General features: G+C 32.5%; 23 protein-coding genes. All 23 read left to right on the top strand.

Features of this window, described 5'->3' with window-relative positions:
* Positions 1-8 precede the first annotated feature (8 nt).
* The 23 genes from DW904_RS15475 (at position 9) to DW904_RS15370 (ending at position 20,634) form a co-directional block, all read left to right on the top strand.
* Positions 9-1,544: a hypothetical protein gene (locus DW904_RS15475; RefSeq protein WP_147422332.1), complete on the top strand. Its 1,536-nt coding sequence runs from the start codon at positions 9-11 to the stop codon at positions 1,542-1,544.
* An 18-nt stretch (positions 1,545-1,562) separates the two neighbouring features.
* Positions 1,563-2,594 (top strand): toprim domain-containing protein, encoded by a 1,032-nt coding sequence (locus DW904_RS15470; RefSeq protein ID WP_118582402.1) that lies wholly within the window; start codon positions 1,563-1,565, stop codon positions 2,592-2,594.
* A gap of 8 nt (positions 2,595-2,602) precedes the next feature.
* On the top strand, positions 2,603-4,423 hold the full coding sequence (locus DW904_RS15465; RefSeq protein ID WP_147422331.1) for a DHH family phosphoesterase: 1,821 nt from the start codon (positions 2,603-2,605) through the stop codon (positions 4,421-4,423).
* Positions 4,424-4,427: 4 nt separating this feature from the next.
* The gene (gene dnaE, locus DW904_RS15460; RefSeq protein ID WP_118582396.1) at positions 4,428-6,554 is read left to right on the top strand and encodes a DNA polymerase III subunit alpha; all 2,127 of its coding nucleotides are present in this window, start codon (positions 4,428-4,430) and stop codon (positions 6,552-6,554) included.
* A gap of 11 nt (positions 6,555-6,565) precedes the next feature.
* Positions 6,566-7,684 (top strand): DUF655 domain-containing protein, encoded by a 1,119-nt coding sequence (locus tag DW904_RS15455; protein WP_118582393.1) that lies wholly within the window; start codon positions 6,566-6,568, stop codon positions 7,682-7,684.
* Positions 7,684-10,026 (top strand): AAA family ATPase, encoded by a 2,343-nt coding sequence (locus DW904_RS15450; RefSeq protein ID WP_118582390.1) that lies wholly within the window; start codon positions 7,684-7,686, stop codon positions 10,024-10,026. The genes DW904_RS15455 and DW904_RS15450 overlap by 1 nt, the downstream gene beginning before the upstream one ends.
* A 1-nt stretch (position 10,027) precedes the next feature.
* Positions 10,028-10,390: a hypothetical protein gene (locus DW904_RS15445; RefSeq protein ID WP_118582387.1), complete on the top strand. Its 363-nt coding sequence runs from the start codon at positions 10,028-10,030 to the stop codon at positions 10,388-10,390.
* A 4-nt stretch (positions 10,391-10,394) separates the two neighbouring features.
* Positions 10,395-10,622, top strand: coding sequence for a hypothetical protein (locus tag DW904_RS15440; protein ID WP_118582384.1), 228 nt, complete (start codon positions 10,395-10,397; stop codon positions 10,620-10,622).
* Between the two features lie 3 nt (positions 10,623-10,625).
* Positions 10,626-11,921, top strand: a complete 1,296-nt coding sequence (locus DW904_RS15435; protein WP_118582381.1) for a hypothetical protein — start codon at positions 10,626-10,628, stop codon at positions 11,919-11,921.
* A 3-nt stretch (positions 11,922-11,924) separates the two neighbouring features.
* Entirely contained in the window at positions 11,925-12,347 is a 423-nt protein-coding gene (locus DW904_RS15430) for a nucleoside 2-deoxyribosyltransferase (RefSeq protein WP_118582378.1), read from the top strand.
* A gap of 12 nt (positions 12,348-12,359) precedes the next feature.
* Positions 12,360-13,196 (top strand): hypothetical protein, encoded by an 837-nt coding sequence (locus tag DW904_RS15425; protein WP_118582375.1) that lies wholly within the window; start codon positions 12,360-12,362, stop codon positions 13,194-13,196.
* 155 nt (positions 13,197-13,351) lie between these two features.
* Complete coding sequence (locus DW904_RS15420; RefSeq protein WP_118582372.1) at positions 13,352-13,852, top strand: GIY-YIG nuclease family protein; 501 nt, start codon at positions 13,352-13,354, stop codon at positions 13,850-13,852.
* A gap of 434 nt (positions 13,853-14,286) precedes the next feature.
* Positions 14,287-14,934, top strand: coding sequence for a hypothetical protein (locus DW904_RS25790; RefSeq protein WP_347562170.1), 648 nt, complete (start codon positions 14,287-14,289; stop codon positions 14,932-14,934).
* 62 nt (positions 14,935-14,996) lie between these two features.
* Entirely contained in the window at positions 14,997-15,758 is a 762-nt protein-coding gene (locus tag DW904_RS25785) for a hypothetical protein (protein ID WP_347562169.1), read from the top strand.
* Positions 15,759-15,809: 51 nt separating this feature from the next.
* Positions 15,810-16,172, top strand: a complete 363-nt coding sequence (locus DW904_RS15410; protein ID WP_118582369.1) for a hypothetical protein — start codon at positions 15,810-15,812, stop codon at positions 16,170-16,172.
* Complete coding sequence (locus DW904_RS15405) at positions 16,153-16,425, top strand: hypothetical protein (protein WP_118582366.1); 273 nt, start codon at positions 16,153-16,155, stop codon at positions 16,423-16,425. Before DW904_RS15410 ends, DW904_RS15405 begins: the two co-directional genes overlap by 20 nt.
* Before the next feature lie 11 nt (positions 16,426-16,436).
* Entirely contained in the window at positions 16,437-17,108 is a 672-nt protein-coding gene (locus tag DW904_RS15400; RefSeq protein WP_118582363.1) for a hypothetical protein, read from the top strand.
* Positions 17,109-17,111: 3 nt separating this feature from the next.
* Positions 17,112-17,762, top strand: coding sequence for a hypothetical protein (locus DW904_RS15395; protein WP_118582360.1), 651 nt, complete (start codon positions 17,112-17,114; stop codon positions 17,760-17,762).
* Complete coding sequence (locus DW904_RS15390) at positions 17,762-18,295, top strand: deoxyuridine 5'-triphosphate nucleotidohydrolase (protein WP_118582357.1); 534 nt, start codon at positions 17,762-17,764, stop codon at positions 18,293-18,295. The genes DW904_RS15395 and DW904_RS15390 overlap by 1 nt, the downstream gene beginning before the upstream one ends.
* A gap of 3 nt (positions 18,296-18,298) precedes the next feature.
* The gene (locus DW904_RS15385; protein ID WP_118582354.1) at positions 18,299-18,538 is read left to right on the top strand and encodes a hypothetical protein; all 240 of its coding nucleotides are present in this window, start codon (positions 18,299-18,301) and stop codon (positions 18,536-18,538) included.
* A 13-nt stretch (positions 18,539-18,551) separates the two neighbouring features.
* Positions 18,552-18,743 carry an HPr family phosphocarrier protein gene (locus tag DW904_RS15380; RefSeq protein ID WP_243110440.1) on the top strand — a complete coding sequence of 64 codons (192 nt, stop codon included), beginning with the start codon at positions 18,552-18,554 and terminating at the stop codon, positions 18,741-18,743.
* A gap of 3 nt (positions 18,744-18,746) precedes the next feature.
* Entirely contained in the window at positions 18,747-19,649 is a 903-nt protein-coding gene (locus DW904_RS15375) for a thymidylate synthase (protein WP_243110439.1), read from the top strand.
* A gap of 13 nt (positions 19,650-19,662) precedes the next feature.
* Positions 19,663-20,634 carry a dihydrofolate reductase gene (locus DW904_RS15370; protein WP_118582348.1) on the top strand — a complete coding sequence of 324 codons (972 nt, stop codon included), beginning with the start codon at positions 19,663-19,665 and terminating at the stop codon, positions 20,632-20,634.
* Positions 20,635-20,978: the final 344 nt, after the last annotated feature.

Here is a 20,978-nt window from a genome sequence, read left to right as displayed (position 1 = left end):
AGTGGCAGATGGAAGAAATTAATAATGTATGTAATGTACAATCTGAGATTATGTTTGTTGGAGCATTGTATAAATCTCCGGACCTGTATGTTACATATGGCAATTTTATGAGACCAAAATATGACTTTTCTGATGAAGTAGTCTATTTCTTTTATAAATGTCTTGAAACTTACTATCTTAAATTTTCCCAAACAGTTGATGAAACAAAGCTAAATGTATTTATGTCACAGGATGCCGAGCGAATGAGTAACTATAAGAAATATCACGGTTGGAAGACAATTAGTGAATTTATGCGTTTGGCAGATTCGAATGACATCAAGAATTATTTTGATACAGTAAAAAAATACTCTCTTGTTAGGGAGTATGGAAGAAACGGCTATCCTGTTGATAAGATTCTTGCTCATAAGAATTTTGATAAGATGACAGCTAACGATATTTACAGGGTTATCAGAGCTAAAGCTGATAAAATTCACACTGTAATCAATGCCGGTGAAGAAGCAGTAGAGCTTACAAAAGGTAACGCTGATCAGATTAAAAGGTATTTGAAGAAACCAAACTTTGGACTTCCATATCCCTGGCCAATGTACAATGAATTCTTTCTTGGGATGCGAGAGGGTAAAACGCACTTTGAGGGCTTTATCTCAAATGGTGGTAAATCTCGAAAGCTTATTGCATTAGCAGCTTATGTGACTTTGGTACAACATAAAAACTTTCTTCTTATGTCTAATGAGATGGACGAAGATGACCTTAAAAACTGTATGATTGTTACTGTAATAAATAATAAAGAATATCAAGAATTGCATGGTATTAAGATCAAGAAGCCAGAACGTGAGATTGTTTTGGGTGCGTACAGAGATAGAAACGGTGAGATAATTCGTAGGCATATAGATGAGAATGGTATTTATACAGAGTCAGAAGAAGAGTATATAGAAAGGGTTGAACGTGATTCAGATGAGTATCACAAAATCGTTCAAGTAGGAGAATGGATTGATGAGAATACAAAAGGTAAGCTTTTGTACAAAGATGTCCAGGACGATTATTCTATGGAACGTATTGAATTTGAATTACGTAAGGCGAAGCTTGTAAATGAAGTAACCTATTATGGTTATGATACATTGAAAAACTATCAAGTAGAGGACTGGGCGCAGTTAAAGCAGATTGCAACTAAGCTTAAGGAAATTACAAAAGAGCTTAAAATGTTTGGATTTGCAGTATTCCAGTTATCTGATGATAGTAAGTTTACAGATGTGTTCCAGTTGAGTTCTATGAATATTGCATCTAGTAAAGGTATTAAACATGTTACTGATACGCTTACTCTTGGAAAGATGATTGAAAAAAGTGAATACCACAAATATCAGATGATATGTGATACTCCTGGATGGGGTGATCCTACAATATCTGACCTGGATTTAGGTAAGCAATATTTTGCAATTAAAATTGATAAAAACAGAGCTGGAAGTAAGGACAAGATTATGTTATTCGAAATTAATCTTGATTACAATACTTGGATAAATATTGGGCAGTTAATACAAAGACAAAAATAATTAGTGAGGTGATTGGCAGTGGATGCTAGAGAATTAAAAGAATATATATTAGAAAATAATTATGTGGAACAGATTCTTGATGCGATTCACTGCCATCATATTAAATTTCATGGAGATTATTGGACCTGCGGAAATCCAGACGGTGATAATACCGGTGCAATCGTAATATATAATACGGAAAATTTATCATGTACAAATTACACAAGACAAATGGTCGAAACTAACAGAGCTACTGATATTATTGATTTAGTTTGCTTCTGTGAGAAACTTTCATTTCCTGAAGGCCTTAAATTTATATGTCAAGAGGTTGGAATTTCTTATTATCATGACTTTGAATCAGATATACCTGAGAGTTTAAAGATATTGAAATTAGTTAATGAAATGTCTACAGAGCAAACTGATGAGAAAGAAGTTCCATTAAAACCAATACCTGTTGAAATACTTGACTACTATAAACCTTACGTGAATGACTTATTTTATGAAGATGGGATTAGTTATTCAACCCAGAAAGAATTTCAGATTGGCTATGATACCGAAACAAATAGAATAACAATACCAATATATTCAGAAATTGGCGATTTAGTCGGAGTGAAGGGTCGATTATTTCAAAAAGAGGTTGATGAATCTGAATGTAAATATTTGTATTTGGAGAAATGTGCAAAATCAAAAATTCTATTCGGATTGAATAAAACGCTTCCATATATAAAAAGGTTAGGAGTCGTATATGTTGTTGAATCAGAAAAAGGTGTAATGCAGCTATGGTCCTATGGATATAAAAATGCAGTATCTACAGGAGGAAAGAATATTTCAAGACATCAGTTAGATATGCTGATTAGACTTGGCGTTAAGATTGTATTTTGTTTTGATAAAGATGTTGTTTTGGATGATATACTGAGAATTTCGGATAGATTACCAGATGGCATTCCAGCGTATTATATGTTCGATAAAGACAATCAGCTAACAGGTGAGAAAGAATCTCCATCGGATAATAAAGATAGATGGGAATACTTATTGGAAAATAATGTATATCCGTTAACAGATAGGATGTGATTGGAAAGTTGAAGTTTAAGTTATATAAAAATTCGGAAAATAAATATAATGACTTAAAGAATATTCAGATTAATTTTCTGAAAAATAGAGATATTGAGAATCCAAAAGAGTATTTATCATTAGATCACTCTGCAGAGCTTGATTATGGATTACTTGATAATATCGGTGAAGCTGTTGAATTATTTTTAAGCCATTTTGATAATAACGATAAAATACAGATTCTTATAGACGAAGATGTAGATGGAAATTGTTGTGCAGCAATGAAGTATTCGTATATTAAAAGATTAAATAAGGATTATCCTGTTGGATATATTTTTCACAAACGAACAAAAGCACATGGTCTTGAGGGACTTGACGATGATGTAATTGTTGATAAGGATACAAAGTTACTGATTGTTCCTGATGCAGGTACTAATGATGTAGAATCATGCAAAACATTGAAAGATCGTGGAGTTGATGTTCTTATTTTAGATCATCACGAACAAGCAAAAGATAAAGAAGGAAACTTAATAGACAATCCATATGCATTAATCGTAAATAATCAGATGAGTGAGTTTTATACAAATAAAAGCTTATGTGGAGCTGGGATTGTATATAAATTCTTAAAAGCGTTAGATGATTTTTTATGGTGTGAATATGCAGATGACTTTTTAGATTTGGTTGCTTTAGCAAATATTTCAGATGTAATGGATATGCGTTCAGCTGAAACAAAATATCTCGTAGAGGTTGGATTGCACAATATCAGTAATAAATTCTTTCAAGCACTTATAAATGCTCAGGAATATAGTATGGGCGGAATTGTTAATATTCATAATGTGCAGTGGTATATTACTCCGATTTTAAACGGATGTACTCGCTTCGGTTCACCGGAAGAAAAAGAGCTTATGTTTAAAGCTTTCATTGAACAGGATGCATGGTTTGAATATAAGAAACGTGCCACAAAAGATAAACCTGCAGAGGTTATCAAGGAAAGTATTTATGATAGAGCTGCACGACTTGCAAAGAATGCAAAAGCAAGACAGGATAAAAGCCGTGAAAAAAGTGTACAGATGATATTTGATCAGATTGGAGAAAATCCTACTGATAAAGTAATCATGTGTGATGTATCAGAACTTCTTGATGGTGGAATGACAGGTGTATGTGCAATTAAAGTAGCAGAGAAGTACAACAGGCCATGTTTATTATTAAAGAAGCATTATGATTATAAAACAAATACCATTGTATTTGGTGGTAGTGGACGAAATATAAACCATAGTCCTATTGAAAGTTTCAGAGATCTTGTAGAGTCTAACAATCAATTCAATTTTGCTCAGGGGCACAAATCTGCATTCGGTATTGAAATCCCAGTTGATAACGTAGAAAAAGCAAAAAAAATATTCAATGATGAATTAAAGGATGAAGATTTCACTAAAGTCTATTTATGTGATTTTATCATTCCAGAGTACGATGTAAATGAAAGCATCATTTATGAGATGACAAAATTTACAGACTTGATTGGACAAGGCATTGAAGAACCAATGATTGCTATTACAGATATTGAAGTAAATAGAGACGATATTACCATTCAGGGCAAGAATGAAGATTCTTATTGCTTTAAAATTGGTGAGATTAAGTTTGTACAGTTTAAATGTAAAGATGGTAATTCTGTTATGGATTGGCTCAAAAATTCATTTGATAATGTTGCAAAAATCAATATTGTTGGAAATCCATGCATTAGTGAGTATCAAGGAATTAAAACATTGCAGTTCATTATTGATGATGTAGATGTTTTAAGCACTTCTTTCGAAGATATAGAAGACAACGATGAAGACGAAGATGAAAGTTGGTGACTAGATGTACAGTTCGTTACATAACCATGATTACTATTCATTACTTGACGGTTATGGAAGTCCTAAAGAAATGTTGGATAGAGCAAAAGAGCTTGGATTAAAAGCATATGCGACAACAAATCATGGTAATGCTTACAGTTTTATTTATTATGATTTATTAAAGAAAGAATATCCAGATATTAAGTTGATTTTTGGAACTGAGCTATATGAATGTAATGATATTACAGTAAGAGATAAAGATAATAAATATTTTCATTTAATATGTCTAATTCGAAATGAGCAAGGTCGTAAAGACTTAAATAAGGTAATTACAAAAAGTAATTTTGAGGGATTCTACTTTAAGCCAAGATGTACAATTGAGGATCTAAAGCCATACGCTGAAAACTTTGTTATTTCATCAGCATGTTTAGCAAGCAAAATTGCTAGAGAAGAAGATTTTAACAAGTGCATTAAGTATATAAACGAATACAAAGAAGCATTTCCGTATTTCTATCTTGAAATGCAATCGCATCAGCATCAGGATCAATGTCTATATAATCAGAAAATTTTAGAATTATCCAAAATCACAAACACACCATTCATTATCACAACTGATAGCCATGCTCCGAAGAAAGAAGATTTATACTATCAGGACAAATTAATTCAGATTGGTCGAAAAAGTACCAATAATGATAAGAATGCAATCGAGAATAGTGAAGTTTATGAAGGTTGCTATATGCAATCGGAAGAAGAAATCCATGAGTGTATGGATTCACAGATTGGTTATGAGAACGTATGTATAGGACTGGATAATACCAATAAGGTGGCAGATTTAATTGATAATGTTAATATGCCGTTTCAGTCTCCGCAGCTACCAACATTCCCATTACCAGATGGATTTAATGATAATAATGAATTCCTGTGGCATCTGATTAAAGAAGGATGGAAAGATAGAGGTTACGATAAGTTGTCCGAGGAAGAGCAGCAGATAAGAAGAGACAGACTTAACTATGAAATGAAAATTATTCATGAAATGGGATTTGATGGATATTTCTTATTTGTATGGGACTTTATCAATGCTGCTCAAAAACTTGGAGTTGAAGTCGGTAAAGGTCGTGGGAGCGCAGCAGGTTCTTTAGTCTGTTATTGTTGCCACATTACAGATATTGATCCTATCAAATATGGTTTGATTTTTGAGCGTTTCTTAAATCCTGAACGAGTTGGATTACCTGATATTGATACTGATGTAGGAGACAGAGATGCAATTATTAAATATCTTGTAGACAAATATGGGGAAGACAGGGTATGTCAGATTATCAACTATTCTTACATTACTCCTACAGTAGCAATTACAGACGTAGGTAAGATTCTAGGATTTCCATATAATCAGATGCAGAAATTATCTCAAAAATTCACATTTGATAAATGGGATGACTGTATAAAAGTAAATCCAACTCTTATAAATGATAATCCACAGTATGCTGATTTGTTTGATATTGCTTCACATTTAAGCGGAAGAGTTAAAACAGTATCAATTCATGCCGGTGGAGTTGGAATTGTTGATACATCAATAAACGACTATATGCCAATGAAGATCGGAACAAAGGGCGAACATGTAATTCAAGTAGATAAACACTATATTGAGGGTATTGGAATTGTAAAATTTGACCTTTTAGGTGTTGCAACACTTAACATTGTTAAAGAGATTAAAGATGACTTACATTTAGATCCATGGTTGTACGATATTAATAATCATGAATTTGAAACAGATATTGATTCTTATAAACTTCTAGGATCAGGGAAAACAAATGGAGTATTTCAAGTAGAATCTGCCGGAATGAAAGATCTAATGGTTCGTTTGCAACCTAAGAATATAAATGATGTTGCAGCTGTTGTTTCTTTATATAGACCTGATAGCATGGGAGCATTAGAAGAGTATGTTGATATAGCAATAAGTGGTAAAACCCCAGAATATATTCATCCAGATATGATTCCAATTTTAAAAGATACAAATGGATGTTTATTGTACCAGGAACAATTACTTGATATTGTAAAAAAATTTGGTGGAAGAACATATGGAAAAGCGGATCTATTCAGACGTGGAATCTCGAAAAAGGACAAAGATCTTGTAAAAGAGAGTCTGAAAAATTAAGAGATGAAATTGTGCAAAATGGATATTCAAACAAACTCGCTAATCAAATTGCAGATGATATGTCAGCTAAAGGAGGGTACATTTTTAACAAGTCCCATGGATATAGTTACGCTGTACTTTGCTTCGAAACAGCTTGGTTCAAAGCACACTACCCAACATATTTCTTTAAAGCATTGTTTAATCAGAATAAAGACAAAGCAGGTGCTATTAATAAATATATCTTAGATGCAAGATATTTTAATGTAGAAGTAAGTCCACCAAATATTAATTTATCTGGAATGAATTTTACAGTACATGATGACAAAGTCTTATTTGGGTTATCAGCCATTAGTGGAATTGGAGAATCATTATCTGCTCAGATTATAGAAGAAAGAGATAAAAATGGTAAATTTAAATCATTTGAAGACTTAATCTCAAGAATTCCGCTAAGTAAATCAGCTGTTATGGCATTAATTAAATCTGGAGCAATTCCATGTAAGAATAAAAAGAAAAAACTGATTTCTTATTTAAAGTCACAATATCAAGCATTGAAGTTTTCAAAAGTACAGTCTTTGCCAACATATAAAAAACTTGAAGAAGAATGGCATATTGATTTATCAAAATATGAGATCCCAAGCACAAGTAAAAGAGTTAAGTACGATAAAGAAAAACTTTTAGAAGAATATAACAGATTAAAGGAAGAAGACTTTAATCAAAAACAGGAAATCAGATACCAGAAATATATAGAGGAAAATAATAAATACCTTGAAGATGAGCAGTTTTGGGAATTTCAAACATTACAAGTATTTATTAATGATAATCCATTTGATGCAGCTTATACATTTTTAGTTCCATTTGAAGATGTTGAAAATGGTGACAAATGTACGATTGTTGGAATTATTGCAAAGGTGCAAAAGAAGAAAGATAAAAATGGCAAACAGTTTGCATATATTAATATCTATTCAAGCTTTGGGCTTGTAGAAGGTATTGTATGGCATTCAACATTAAAAGAATTTGAAGATCTTATAAAGAAAGGTCAACAAGTAGCAATCCTTTGCAAAAAGGACAGTGAAGAAAAAGTAATTGTAGAAAAAATCAAACCATATAGCGAATGGATAAAATATGTTAGAAAGAAAGGGGCAAAAGTATAATGAGTTATTCAGAACAAATTAGTAATGATGATCAGCAGTTTGAATTTACAGCCAGAATTTCATATGAGCGCTTCTACAGTGAAAATACATCTTGGGGAGTTTATTCATTCAATACAACTGATCAGCTTCCTAATTGTCAGAAGATAACTACTCATAAGGACTTATTTGGAGATGAGCATGGTGATGCTTTTGTCGGAACTCTAGCAGGACGAATGCAGCAACTGTGTATTGGTTCAGAATATAAGATTACTGCAACATATAAGGATGATAAAAAATATGGAGCACAGTATGTACCAATCACAGTTTATGCATTAGCTCCACAGACTGTAGAAGATTCTAAGATTTTCCTTAAATCACTTATTCCAGAAAGTGTGGCAGATTCATTGCTAACTGTATATCCAAATGTTGTAAATGATGTAGCTGATGGTAAATTGGATACAATTGATTTTTCAAAAGTTAAAGGTGTTCGTGAGAAAACTTGGAAGAAAATAAAAGACAAGATAATTGATAACTATCTTATATCAGACATTATCACGTTATTAAAGCCATTAGGTGTTACATTCACAATGATTAAAAACCTTCTTAGTAACGAACCAAACCCTGGATTATTAAAACAGAAGATTGAAAACAATCCATATTATTTATGTTCTATGAAAGGGTTTGGTTTTAAGAAGGTAGATAAATTGGCACTTAAATTAAAACCTGAACTTCTTGAATCCAGAGAAAGATGTATTGCTTTTATTTCTTATTATCTTACAGAGATTGGCGAAAATGATGGACACACTTGGTGTAGTGTAGATATTTTAAAAGCTGCAGTTGAAGATTCAGCTCCAGAGTGTATAGATGTATTTGATGGAGTTATTGAAAATAATTCATTCTTACATCAATATGAAAACAGAATTGGACTTAAGCTATACTACAATCTTGAAATGAAAATTTTGTCTATCATTCAAGAAAGATTAAATAAACCGTCACCAGTGCCTATAGAAAACGATGAAATAGAGGCAGGAATCGCTAAAGCGGAACAGGAACAAGGATTTTCCTATACCGATGAGCAAAAGTCAATTATACGCTCTATACTAACGCAGAGTATTAGCTTCGTTACAGGAAAAGCCGGTACCGGTAAAAGTTCAATTTTACGTGGAATTATTCGTGCGTATTCTCTGGCAAATCACAATATTTCAGCCTGTGCATTATCCGCAATGGCAGCGCAACGTATTACAGAAGCTACAGATTATCCTGCAATGACGATTCATAGAACACTAGGATGTCATGGTCCAAATAAGTTTGATTATAATAAGGATTGCAAGCTCATATCTCCTGTAGTATTAATGGATGAAGCTTCTATGGTAAATGTACAAATTTTCTTAGCATGGTTAGAAGCTATAGGTGATGATACAAAAATCATAATCTGTGGAGACTATAAACAGTTGCCACCTATTGGCTTTGGAAATATATTCTCTGATCTGATTCATTGTTTACCAAAAAAAAATATCAATGAGCTTACAAAAGTTATGCGTCAAGCAGAAAAATCTGGAATTCTTACCGATGCAAATCTCATTCGAGATAATAAAAACCCCATTACGGAAGTTATTACATCAAAAAAATTAGTTCATGGCGAGTTACAGGACATGTATTACATGTTTAGAGATACTAGAGACTCACTTCATCAACTTGCATTAAAAATGTTCTTCTCAGCCGTTAAATCAGATGGTGTTGACAATGTTGGCATCGCTGTACCTCGTAGAGAAGGATGCTTAAACAGTGCATACGAATTAAATAGGGATATTGTAGAAGTGCTTCTTAAAGATGAAAGGAAGTCAATCTCATTTGGAGAGAAAGAATTTAAACTTGGATGTAAAGTTGTACAGACTGTAAATGATTATGATCGAAATGTCTTTAATGGTGAGATTGGTTATATCACATTTATCGGAGAAGATATGAGTGGTAAAAAGCCAGTGACTTATTGCGAAGTTACCTATCAGTCGTTTGGTCCCAAAGTAGAAAAAGACGTTGGATTAGTTTTTGATGAAGATAACAATATAATTTATGAAAAACAAGATAAAGTGATCAGGTACGAAGGAAGTGAACTTGCAGATTTAGATATGGCTTATGCTTTAACAACTCATAAAATGCAAGGATCTTCCAGGAAAACAGTTATTTGTGTAATTGATAATACCAATTATAAATTATTGGACAACTGTATGTTATATACAATGCTTACAAGAGCAAAGAAAAGATGTTTATTATGTGCTGAACCACAGGCATTCTACAAATGTCTAAATACAAGTAATAATGCAAGAAATACGTGGTTAAGCACAATTAAAAGAAAGGGGAAATAATATGATAGAACTTATTAATGATATTTCTCAGATTATGAAGAAGTATGGTAGAGAATATAAAATCAAAATTGATCCAATAACTGTTAAGGTTTATATCCCTATTTCAGAACTTTTAGGGTTATATCCATTAAAAGGAGAGTATATAAAAATTGTTTATGATGGACTGATTGAAAATTGTTACATCGATCTTAAGCAATTAAATAAAATTAAAAAGTTTATAAAGAAAAATGAATATGAATATATTGGTTTATTTTTTGAAGACATCGAACCTGCAATTGAGGTTATGAAATATTTTAATAAAAATACAAAATCAATTAGTGAACTTCTTCATACATCAATCGACTTACAAGAGGGTGGTGATTAATTAAATGTACATCAAAAATAACACTCTTGTAGATGATGATAATGTTATACATAGAATCGGTGACTGCTGTGTTTTTATCATGGATGATAATTATAAAAGTAATATTATAGGATGCATTGCAGATATTGGTTTTTGTAATAACTGCATTTCAGTTGAAGAAGTACATAGTAGTGGACAGTTAACATTGCTGTTCACTGAACATATAAAAGTAATCGGAAGATTGGAGGATTAATTATTGGAAGAAGTAATTGAAATTCTAAAACTTATTCAGAACACTTCAAGCCTGAATGAAAAGCAGCGTATCCTTAGAGAAAATAAGGATAATGAGCTTCTTAAAAAGTGTCTGGTGTTCCTACTAGATGGTAATACCGTTACAGGCATTAGTACCACAAAGATGGGGAAGATGACTATTTCAAAGGCTGCAAATTATGTAACATTTGAATTGAAAAACTTCTCAGAAGTCATTGATTATCTGAAAACTCATAATACAGGCACTGATGTAGATGTAGCTACTATTAGAAAGTTTATCTGCAACAATTCTAAATCTGAAGCTGAATGCAAGTTTTATGAAGAAATGGTAACTAAAAAATTCAAACTTGGAGCTGGGGTTAAACTTGTTAATCAAATTATTCCAGGACTTATTTCTACATTTGAAATTCAAAACGGCAAACCACTTAAAGATTGTAAAATAAAGAAAGGGGAAATATTTTACATTTCAAGAAAGATGAATGGATTACGTGGGCCATATGATGGTACAGGTTTTAAGAGTAGACAGAATAAAGAGTTAAATGGGCTTGGACATATTGTTAAAGATATCGAAGCTCTTGGATACAAAGATTATTTTCTTGATGGAGAACTTCTCTATAAGAACCCTGAGATGTTATGTGACGATGATACATTTAAAAAAGGAACAGGAATTGTAAATAGTAACATTGAAGACAAAACAGATATTAAACTTGTGGTGTTTGACATTTTACCTATTGAAGAATTCCACACACATAATACAAAAACTCCATATAGTGTACGTTTTGAACAACTTAATGAACTTGAAAGAAAAATTAAAGAATATGGCACTGATAATATCGAAGTTGTTCCAAGAGTATATCATGGCACAGATCAGAGTAAAATTCAAGAGTGGCTTGAATATGCAGAGAATAATGATTGGGAGGGATGTATGTTAAACTTAGATGTCCCATATCAGTTCTGTAGAACAAATAAACTTATTAAGGTAAAGCAATTCCATACATGCGATATTTTCTGTACTGGAGTAAAAGAGGGAGAAGGGAGAGATAAAGGTAAAGTTGGATCGATCGTTTGCAGCTACAAAGGGTATGAGGTATCAGCCGGTAGTGGACTAACTGAAGATTTAAAAGTTAAATTTTGGAATCATCCGGAAGAAGTTATTGGAAAAATTGTAACTATTCAATATAAAACAGTGTCTACAAATAAAAATGATGACAATCTATCTTTACAGTTTCCTAAATTTGTATGTGTTCGATATGATAAAAACGAAGAATCTTATGAGGACTAATCTATGGAAAAACTAACAGTATATCTCGCTGGTGCATGTAGAGAAATGCATGACGGTGGAAAAGAATGGAGATTAAAAGCTGAGAATATTTTTAAAAATATTTCAGAAGCTAAAGATGTAACTATTAAAGTAATCAATCCAACACGTTATTTTGATCGTGATGGTGGCAATGCAATCACTAATAAACAAGTAAAACAATTCTATTTATCACGTATTCGAAAATGTGATTTAATCCTTGTAAATCTGGAACATACAAACACTTCTATCGGAACAGCTCAAGAACTACAATTCGCAGTAGATAACCATATTCCCATTATTGGATTCAACAATTATGACAGTTATGAATGGCTGCCAGAAGATTGTGATGTGATTTTCACAGGTATTAATGAAGCGATTGATTATATTAACGATTTTTATTTAGAGTAAAGGAGTGACAAAATGACTGTACAAGAATGGTTAGGAAAAGACAATAAACTGGGACAGGATATCTGGGAGAGAAAGTATCAGTTTAATGGAGAAACATTTGATCAGTGGCTTGATAGAGTTTCTGGTTGGAATGAGGAAGTAAAACAGTTAATTAAGGATAAGAAATTTCTCTTTGGTGGGAGAATCCTTGCTAACAGAGGTGTAAACAAAGATATTGATGTCAGTAACGATAAGTATGTAAAAACCACACTTAGCAACTGTTATGTTATTACACCTCCAGAGGATAACATTGAATCTATTTTTGATTGTGCAAAGAAACTTGCACGTACATATTCTTATGGTGGTGGATGTGGAATCGATATTAGCAAGTTAGCACCTAGAGGGTCTGTAGTAAGAAACTCTGCAAAAACCACAACAGGCTCAGTTAGTTTTATGGATTTATACTCTTTGATCACTGGATTAATTTGTCAACAGGGACGTAGAGGAGCATTAATGATTAGCTTGTCCTGCGAACATCCAGATCTTGAGGAATTTATTGGAATTAAATCAGATCTTGATAAAGTAACAAAAGCTAATATCTCTGTTCGTATTACAGACAAATTTATGGCCGCAGTAAAAAATAAACAGCCATTTACACTTAACTTTACTAGAGCTGAGACAGGTGAAACTATTACTAAAACAATTGATGCATATGAAATGTTCCACAAATTATGTGAAATGAACTGGGATTATGCAGAACCTGGAATGCTTTTCTGGGACAGAATCGAAAACTGGAATTTACTTAGTTGTGACAATAATTTTCATTATGCCGGAACTAATCCTTGTGCTTGGGTTCTTGGGCGCAAGTAAAACATTCCGTAAAATCGGTGAACCCTAAGTCTTAGGATATGGGAATACCGAGATCCTACTACAACATAGGGGATTGTAACGCATAGATGGTGAGCGTTATGTTAGCAATAATCCATCCACGAGTACGGATCAGTAGGGGATAATCAGAGGAGGTAATAAATCTGATTATTTATAAAGCAACAAATTTAATTAACAACAAAATATATATTGGACAAACTACTAATTCCTTAGAATATAGAAAAAATCAACATATTAGAGAAGCAAAGTGCGAAAAAAGAAAATCTGTTTATTTTCACAACGCTATAAACAAATATGGAGAAAATAACTTTACTTTTGAAGAAATAGATTCCGCAGATAATATTGAAGAATTGAATGAAAAAGAAAGATACTGGATTAAATATTACAACTCCAATTACAAAGTATTTGGATACAATCTTGATTCTGGAGGATGTAATGGCGGAAAAAAATCTGAAGAGACCAAAAGAAAAATAAGTGAGACTACTAAGATAAAATGGCTAAATCCTGAAACATCAAAGAAAATGTTGGCTGGATTACGAAAAGGAAATGAAACACAAAAGAGTAAACCTAAAAAAACAAAAAGTACTTACTTGCGCATATTGTGGAAAAGAAATTGTTTTGAGCACATGGGAAACTAACAGAAGAATTTATTGTAGTGATCAATGTGCTACAAATGCTAAAACTTGGCAAAAAGGTGTAGATATTGCAGCGAAGAAAAATCATGAAAATAATATTATTCATAAAAAAGAAATAAAAAAGATATAGAAAATGGGTATTACAAAATAAAAATTTAGTATTAAATTGTCCAAAAAATAAAATAAGAGCAACATTATCAAGTTTAATCAATATAATTAACAAAAAATATGAAATAAAGGATTTTAGAAGTTTATTTACTTGTTTTGACAACGTACATAATATGAAATCATTTTTAATAGAATTACAAAATATTATCCCCGAAGAAAATGTATGCTAAGCTGGTCTGAATTGACAGACGTATTCCGTAATGTTTTACTTGCGCTTTATGGATATGGGAGAAATCCCCAGAACTATAGGATAAAAAGCCTATAGGGTAATAAAACAGGAAGAACCACTTCCAGCAGGTGGGAGCTGCCTTCTCGGAAGTATTAATTTAGCTGAGTTTGCAACTCCACATGGATTTAATTTTGATGATTTTAGAAAAACAGTACATATTGCAACAATCGGATTAAACGAAGTCCTTGATGAGGGATTACCATTACATCCATTACAGGAACAGAGAGATTCTGTAAGAGATTGGAGACAGATCGGACTTGGAATCTTCGGTCTTGCAGATTTACTGATTAAAATGGGTATTAAATATGGAAGTCCTGAAGCTATTGATTTATGTGATATGATCGGTCATGCAATGGCTGATGAAGCACTTAAAACGTCTGCTTTATTAGCAAAAGAGTATGGTCCATATCCAAAATATAGTCCGGAAGCAGTTGAGCAGTCTGCTTATTATTCAAAAAATGCTCTTGGTGAAACAAAACAGTTTGTAAAAGAGTATGGTCTTAGAAATTCTCAACTTCTTACAATTGCTCCAACCGGAACACTTTCTACAATGCTTAGAGTATCTGGTGGAATCGAACCAATTTTCGCAAACTACTATACAAGAAAAACAGAGTCTCTTAAAGGACATGATGAGTATTACAAAGTGTATACACCAATCGTAAAAGATTATATGGAAAAAATAATCTAAAAGACGATTCTGAATTACCAGATTATTTTGTAACTGCACAGACACTTGATTATAAGAATCGTATCTATATGCAGAGTATTTGGCAGACACATATTGATGCATCAATTAGTTCTACGGTTAATGTTCCAAACGACTTTACAGTAGAGCAAGTTGAAGGATTATATATGACAGCCTGGGAAGCAGGACTTAAAGGTATCACAATTTTCCGTGATGGATGTAAACGTGCAGGAATTCTTACAACATCAGATAGTAAAAAAGATGATGAAACATCTGAAAAGCCTAAAACAACTCTTGGCAGAGGAATGATCATTAAAGCTGATGATAACTGTGTTGGTAAGAAACGTACATTACAGACTGGATGTGGAACATTGCATTGTGAAGCATTCTTTGATCCAGATACAGGAGAACTTCTTGAAACATATTTAAGTAAGGGATCTTCAGGCGGATGTAACCAATTCATGATCGGGCTTTCCAGAATGATTTCTCTTGCAGCAAGAGGTGGAATTGATATTTATTCAATCATTGATCAGCTTAAGTCAAGCGGAACATGTCCATCTTACGCAGTAAGAACAGCAACAAAACACGATACATCAAAAGGATCTTGTTGTCCTGTTGCTATCGGAAATGCTCTTATTGACATGTACAAAGAAATGCAGGATGAAATTTCTGATGATTCAGAAGAGATAATTGATACACCAAAACAGTCAAAAAAGAAAATTGTTGCAAATGCAACATCTTCTAAATGCCCTCAGTGTGGTGGAAATTTAGTTTTTGAAGGTGGTTGCAATACATGTAAAGATTGTGGTTGGAGTAAGTGTGATTAAGTAAATAATTATGGGAGTCTTAACCGACTCCCTTATATGGAGGAAATCAAGATGAATATTAATGACATTCATGATAAATACGTTTTACACATTAAAATGGATTTTAATAAGCTTCGAAATAATGGCTTTAAAATTTATGGTGACCACGCATATTTTAACAAATTTGTATATAAAGACATTGATAGGTTAACAGTTGACATTGATTTGTCAGATAATACATATACACTCACAGTTACAGATATGGACCATGATGAGATATATTTTCCTATTTACAACTGGGATTGTGGTAAAAATTATGAACTTGAAGAGGTTATCGAGAATGTCATTGCTACACTTGATTCCCTCTGTACTCAAAAAATCCTGTGGAATACAGAAAAGAAAAGGAAGAAAAAACATGTACAGCACAATAAATAAAGGTGACATGGTTTATTATGCAAGAATCTTAAAGAAAAATGGTACTTATGATCTGTGTGAATTGAAAGTTCGTACAGTTGAAGATGATTATTTTTGCGGAGTTGATAAAAAAGATAAACGTGCATACTTATTTGGATATAACGCTCTTGGCGACTATGTATTTCAAACTCGTAAAGAGGCATTAGATAAAATCCATGCTGCAGAGAAAAATAAAGTAGAAGTAAGTGATGAAACTTACTACGAAGAATATTGAGGTGAATGCCTATGAGTTATTTAACACAGCATTTTAAAGGTAAGTACAGAATTGTGCCGGAACTCTCACCAGAAAGTCATGATGTGCCAAGAGAAGAAGATGGAACCGTTGATAAAAGCTATGATGACTTATATATTAAATGTCAATTCGGTAATAAAATTTATTATTATGGTCGAGGTACTTTTGTAGCTTACATCCCAAGCATTATTCGTGGGAAAAATATTTTAAAGAAACTTGATGAAACAAATATTCCATATTCAGATCCACATATCTATGATAGTGAAGTAGAATTTAAATTCAAGACTGCAGATATGGACGCAGTTGCAAATCTATTAAAAGCATCATCATTTGGTGCAGATATCACACCTTATAGTCTTAAAAATTTTCCAAAAGCAGATGTTACAATACCAACGGACAAAATGGATGAATATAAGAAAATAATCGCTCTTGTTCAGAAAGAGGACTTATTAACTTTCTCAAGATTTACACAGTCATTTTTGTCAGATGTTCTTGCAAAAAAGCTAGGTCGTAGAAATAAACCATTTGATTATAAATCTGATATGAAAAAGTTAATGATGGCACGTCAGACTAAAGAGTATATCTACACGAAAAATATGTGGGATGAATATTTGAAATATTTAGAAGAAAAAATTAAAGACTTATACAAAGAGAAGGAGAAATAAAATATGGATACAAATTGTATTGGATATAACGTTGATGTATCTGGATGTAGTCCAGAGGTTATCAAAGCTATTACACAGACACTTTCAAGAGTAAAAGAGGATTTACAGAAAGTTGCAAATACAAATAAAGAAGAGAATAAAAAGAAAGATGCAAATAAACGTTGGAAACCAAAATTTGGTGAAAATTATTTTCGTATTGATTCTTGCGATGATATAGCTCTTCTTAGATGGGACAATGATATTATCGATAACAAATATTATAATTTTAGGAATATTTATAAAACAAAAGAAGAAGCAGAATTTGAGGTAGAACGTAGGAAAGTTATGATAGAACTTCAGAATTATGCAGACGAACACAATGGTGAAACTGCACATCCGTCAGATGCATTCTGGATTGCATTCGATGAAGATGACATGTCAATTACTGTTGAAACGGAGTCGTACTTACCACCAGTCGGTGCTGTATTGTTTTCTGATGCAGACACAGCTTACGATGCAATTGAAGCTATTGGTGAAAACAGAATTCTTGAATATATGTTTAGAGTTAATCCAAAATATATGTTTAGAGTTAATCCAAATAAAGAATTGCATTGCAACGGTGATTGTGAATGTTGCGATGAATATGATCCATGGGACGAGGAGGATGAAGATTAATGAAGAGGGTAGCAAAATTTGAGAAAGTAAGCTATAAGCAGTTTGAAAAAGATTATTTAGATACATTTGGACTTGCAGGTGATGATACATCCAAGAGACTCAGACAAGAAATTGAAAGTATGTATTATGGATTAGAGTTACCTACAAGAGCTACAAAGTTTAGCGCAGGATTTGATATTAGAACTCCATTTTCATTTACACTAAAGCCAGGAGAAGTAATTAAAATTCCAACAGGTATTAAATGTTGTATGAATACAGATTATGTTCTTATGATTTACCCAAGAAGTGGACTTGGATTTAAATATCAGTGCAATCTAGTAAATGGAACAGGAATTATAGACTGCGATTTTATTAACTCTGACAACGAAGGTCACATTTTTATTAAACTTGTAAATCGTGGAGATAAAGAGTTTTCAGTAACAAGCAATGCAGCTATCGCCCAGGGAATTTTCTTAGAATATGGAATTACAGAAGACGATCATGTAGAAGCAACACGTAACGGTGGTTTCGGATCAACTGACAAGAAAGAATAATAAATGGACACATTTTATTATTGTGCATTAGATGAAAATTCTAAAACATGTCCAAAACAAAACATTTGCAAAAGGTACACTCACAAAAAGGGTGTACCTGCGTCCGAAGATGCAAATGCAAAATTATATAACATTTGTAATGATAAACATGGATATAAATTGTTTTTAGAAGATGAAGATATAGTAAATAAAGAAGTGAAAGAAGATGAAAATAATGAGAATCAAACTGAATACACTGAATGATGCTAATAGTCTCGTGAAATCTATTGATAAATACAATTATGATATTGACGCAGTATGTGGCAGATATGTCATTGATGCAAAATCTATTATGGGATTATTGTCTCTTGGAATCCCAAAAGAAATTTTTATTGTGATTCATACCAATAATAAGGACGTAATTTCTAAATTTGAAGAAGATATTTCTAAATGGAAAGTTGAGGAATAATGCATGGAATATGAATATGGACTGATGACAAAAGCCGATAAATATCTCGTAGAATCTATCTATAATATCCTTCAAAATGGTATTAAAGATGAAAATCCTAGACCAAAATATGAGGATGGAACTCCTGCACATACCTATTTTGTGACACATCAAATGCGTCAATATGACCTCTCAAAAGGTGAATTTCCAATCTGTACTTTACGTCCAATTGCATGGAAAAGTGCAATCAAAGAGATGTTTTGGATCTTCCAAAAAGAGTCAAATGACCTCAAAGTTTTGAACGAAATGGGCGTATCATATTGGAATTTGTGGGATATTGGAGATGGTACAAATGGATATAGATATGGTCATACAGTACACCGTTATGATCTGTTTAGAAAGCGTGTTTTAGATGATATCAAAAACAACCCATATGGACGTTATCATATCTGTAATTTGTGGCAGGAAGAAGAATTTAAAGATGAACCAAACGGTCTTAAACCATGTGCTTATGAGACTATCTGGACAGTACGTGGAGAGTATTTAGACCTGTTCCTAAACCAGAGATCAGGTGACTTATTAGCTGCAAGCGGTGGAGGTGGAATTAATGAAACCCAGTACGCTGCACTGCTCATGATGGTAGCAAAACACACCGGATATAAGCCTGGAAAATTTACTCATTTCGTAGCAAATGAACAGGTATACGACCTCCATATTGACCAAGCAAAAGAGCTAATTCATCGCGCAAATGAGAGACATTTAGTCACTTTTGAGGCGTTAAAAAATAGTGAAATTGATAAAAATTTGATGCCAAAATTGGTATTAAATCCAGAAAAAAATAACTTTTACGACATGACAATTGACGACTTTTCTATGGAAAATTACAAGCCAATGAAGCCACAATTGAAGCTACCATTAGGTATTTAAGGAGAGAAAAATTATGTTATCAGCAATCGTTTGTATGGATAATTTTGGTGGAATCGGTAAAGATGGTGACTTACTTTATAAGATTCCAGAAGATATGAAAAGGTTTAAAGAGATTACTATGGGCAACTCTGTTATCATGGGAAGAAAAACATGGAACAGTATTGGCAACAAACCACTCGTTGGAAGAAAAAATTATATTTATAGCAATACTGCAAATTATTTTTCTGATCTTGACTGTAATGGTACACTCGTATGTACATTAGATAGTAAAGACGATTTTCTACAGCTGTTCTTAAGTAGTCCAAATAAATATTTTGCAATTGGCGGAGAAAGTATTTACAAAATGTTCTTACCTTATTGCGAAAAAGTTTATGCTACAATCGTTAATTTAGGTGATAGATGTATCTCTACAGCAGATGTATTTTTCCCAATTGAGTACCTTCTAAACAATTTTGATGAAATTGAATCTATAGATAATACATACGGTAATTTATCATATAGTTTCAAAACATTTGTTAGAAAAGATAATTGTAAGACTGTATCTAAAGCATATTCTGATCCAGTTTCTGGACATAATGCAGTAGATAATCCGTCTCATTATTGCGGAACAAAATACCAGGTAATTAATTTTATAGAAGACTGGGGACTTGGTTATTGCCTTGGTAATGTAGTTAAATATATCTGCAGAGCCGGTAAGAAATATGTTGGTGACAAGCAAAAAGAGCTTCAGGATTTAAAAAAAGCTAAATGGTATCTTGAAAGAAGATTAGAAGAACATAAAAATGGTGTTGAGCTTGATTCTGATGATCTGAAAATGAATATATCTATAGACGATTTTGCAGAAGATCAAAAGCTCAATTATATTCGTAAAAAAATTATTAAAAATGTTATTGATTGCATTTGTGAAGAAATCGACACTAAATTTTATACTGCTTTAGAATTGCTTGATACAGAAATTAACAGAATGGAGGATGAGACTGCATGATTACACTTGGTATTGGTACATTTATTTGTATTGTAGGCTGCACATTTGTGTTGGTGGAGTAGTTGGACTTATTCTTACAGCTTGTCTTACTGCCGGAAGAAATAAAGATGATGATGATATTGATCAATATCCGTAATATATTAAGCAAAATAAGTAAAATATTGCGAAATTGGGACTCGAACTATTGCAAGAAATATATAAATTTCGTATAATGACTTCAAGGTCAGAAATACTATGTTCGAGGGCAATAAACTTTAGCGTAAAATGGGGCAAATTTTTTAGCCTGAAACATCAAATAAAATAGTTTACTTACTAGGAACTTATAAGAACAAGAACATAGAAAA

It is taken from the genome of Ruminococcus sp. AM42-11, assembly GCF_003480145.1.
In the GTDB taxonomy this organism is placed as follows: domain Bacteria; phylum Bacillota; class Clostridia; order Lachnospirales; family Lachnospiraceae; genus Blautia_A; species Blautia_A faecis.
The sequence above is the reverse complement of the archived record's forward strand: the minus strand, read 5'-3'. Positions and strand labels throughout refer to the sequence as shown.

What these genes read in the sequence shown, in the direction of transcription:
- DW904_RS15475 (WP_147422332.1), top strand. Translation starts at nt 9, where the DNA reads ATGGAAGAAATTAATAATGTATGTAATGTACAATCTGAGATTATGTTT.
- DW904_RS15390 (WP_118582357.1), top strand. Translation starts at nt 17,762, where the DNA reads ATGAAGAGGGTAGCAAAATTTGAGAAAGTAAGCTATAAGCAGTTTGAA.
- DW904_RS15370 (WP_118582348.1), top strand. Translation starts at nt 19,663, where the DNA reads ATGTTATCAGCAATCGTTTGTATGGATAATTTTGGTGGAATCGGTAAA.
- DW904_RS15375 (WP_243110439.1), top strand. Translation starts at nt 18,747, where the DNA reads ATGGAATATGAATATGGACTGATGACAAAAGCCGATAAATATCTCGTA.
- DW904_RS15445 (WP_118582387.1), top strand. Translation starts at nt 10,028, where the DNA reads ATGATAGAACTTATTAATGATATTTCTCAGATTATGAAGAAGTATGGT.
- DW904_RS15405 (WP_118582366.1), top strand. Translation starts at nt 16,153, where the DNA reads ATGTACAGCACAATAAATAAAGGTGACATGGTTTATTATGCAAGAATC.
- DW904_RS15440 (WP_118582384.1), top strand. Translation starts at nt 10,395, where the DNA reads ATGTACATCAAAAATAACACTCTTGTAGATGATGATAATGTTATACAT.
- DW904_RS15395 (WP_118582360.1), top strand. Translation starts at nt 17,112, where the DNA reads ATGGATACAAATTGTATTGGATATAACGTTGATGTATCTGGATGTAGT.
- DW904_RS15410 (WP_118582369.1), top strand. Translation starts at nt 15,810, where the DNA reads ATGAATATTAATGACATTCATGATAAATACGTTTTACACATTAAAATG.
- dnaE (WP_118582396.1), top strand. Translation starts at nt 4,428, where the DNA reads ATGTACAGTTCGTTACATAACCATGATTACTATTCATTACTTGACGGT.
- DW904_RS15400 (WP_118582363.1), top strand. Translation starts at nt 16,437, where the DNA reads ATGAGTTATTTAACACAGCATTTTAAAGGTAAGTACAGAATTGTGCCG.
- DW904_RS15385 (WP_118582354.1), top strand. Translation starts at nt 18,299, where the DNA reads ATGGACACATTTTATTATTGTGCATTAGATGAAAATTCTAAAACATGT.
- DW904_RS15450 (WP_118582390.1), top strand. Translation starts at nt 7,684, where the DNA reads ATGAGTTATTCAGAACAAATTAGTAATGATGATCAGCAGTTTGAATTT.
- DW904_RS15430 (WP_118582378.1), top strand. Translation starts at nt 11,925, where the DNA reads ATGGAAAAACTAACAGTATATCTCGCTGGTGCATGTAGAGAAATGCAT.
- DW904_RS15425 (WP_118582375.1), top strand. Translation starts at nt 12,360, where the DNA reads ATGACTGTACAAGAATGGTTAGGAAAAGACAATAAACTGGGACAGGAT.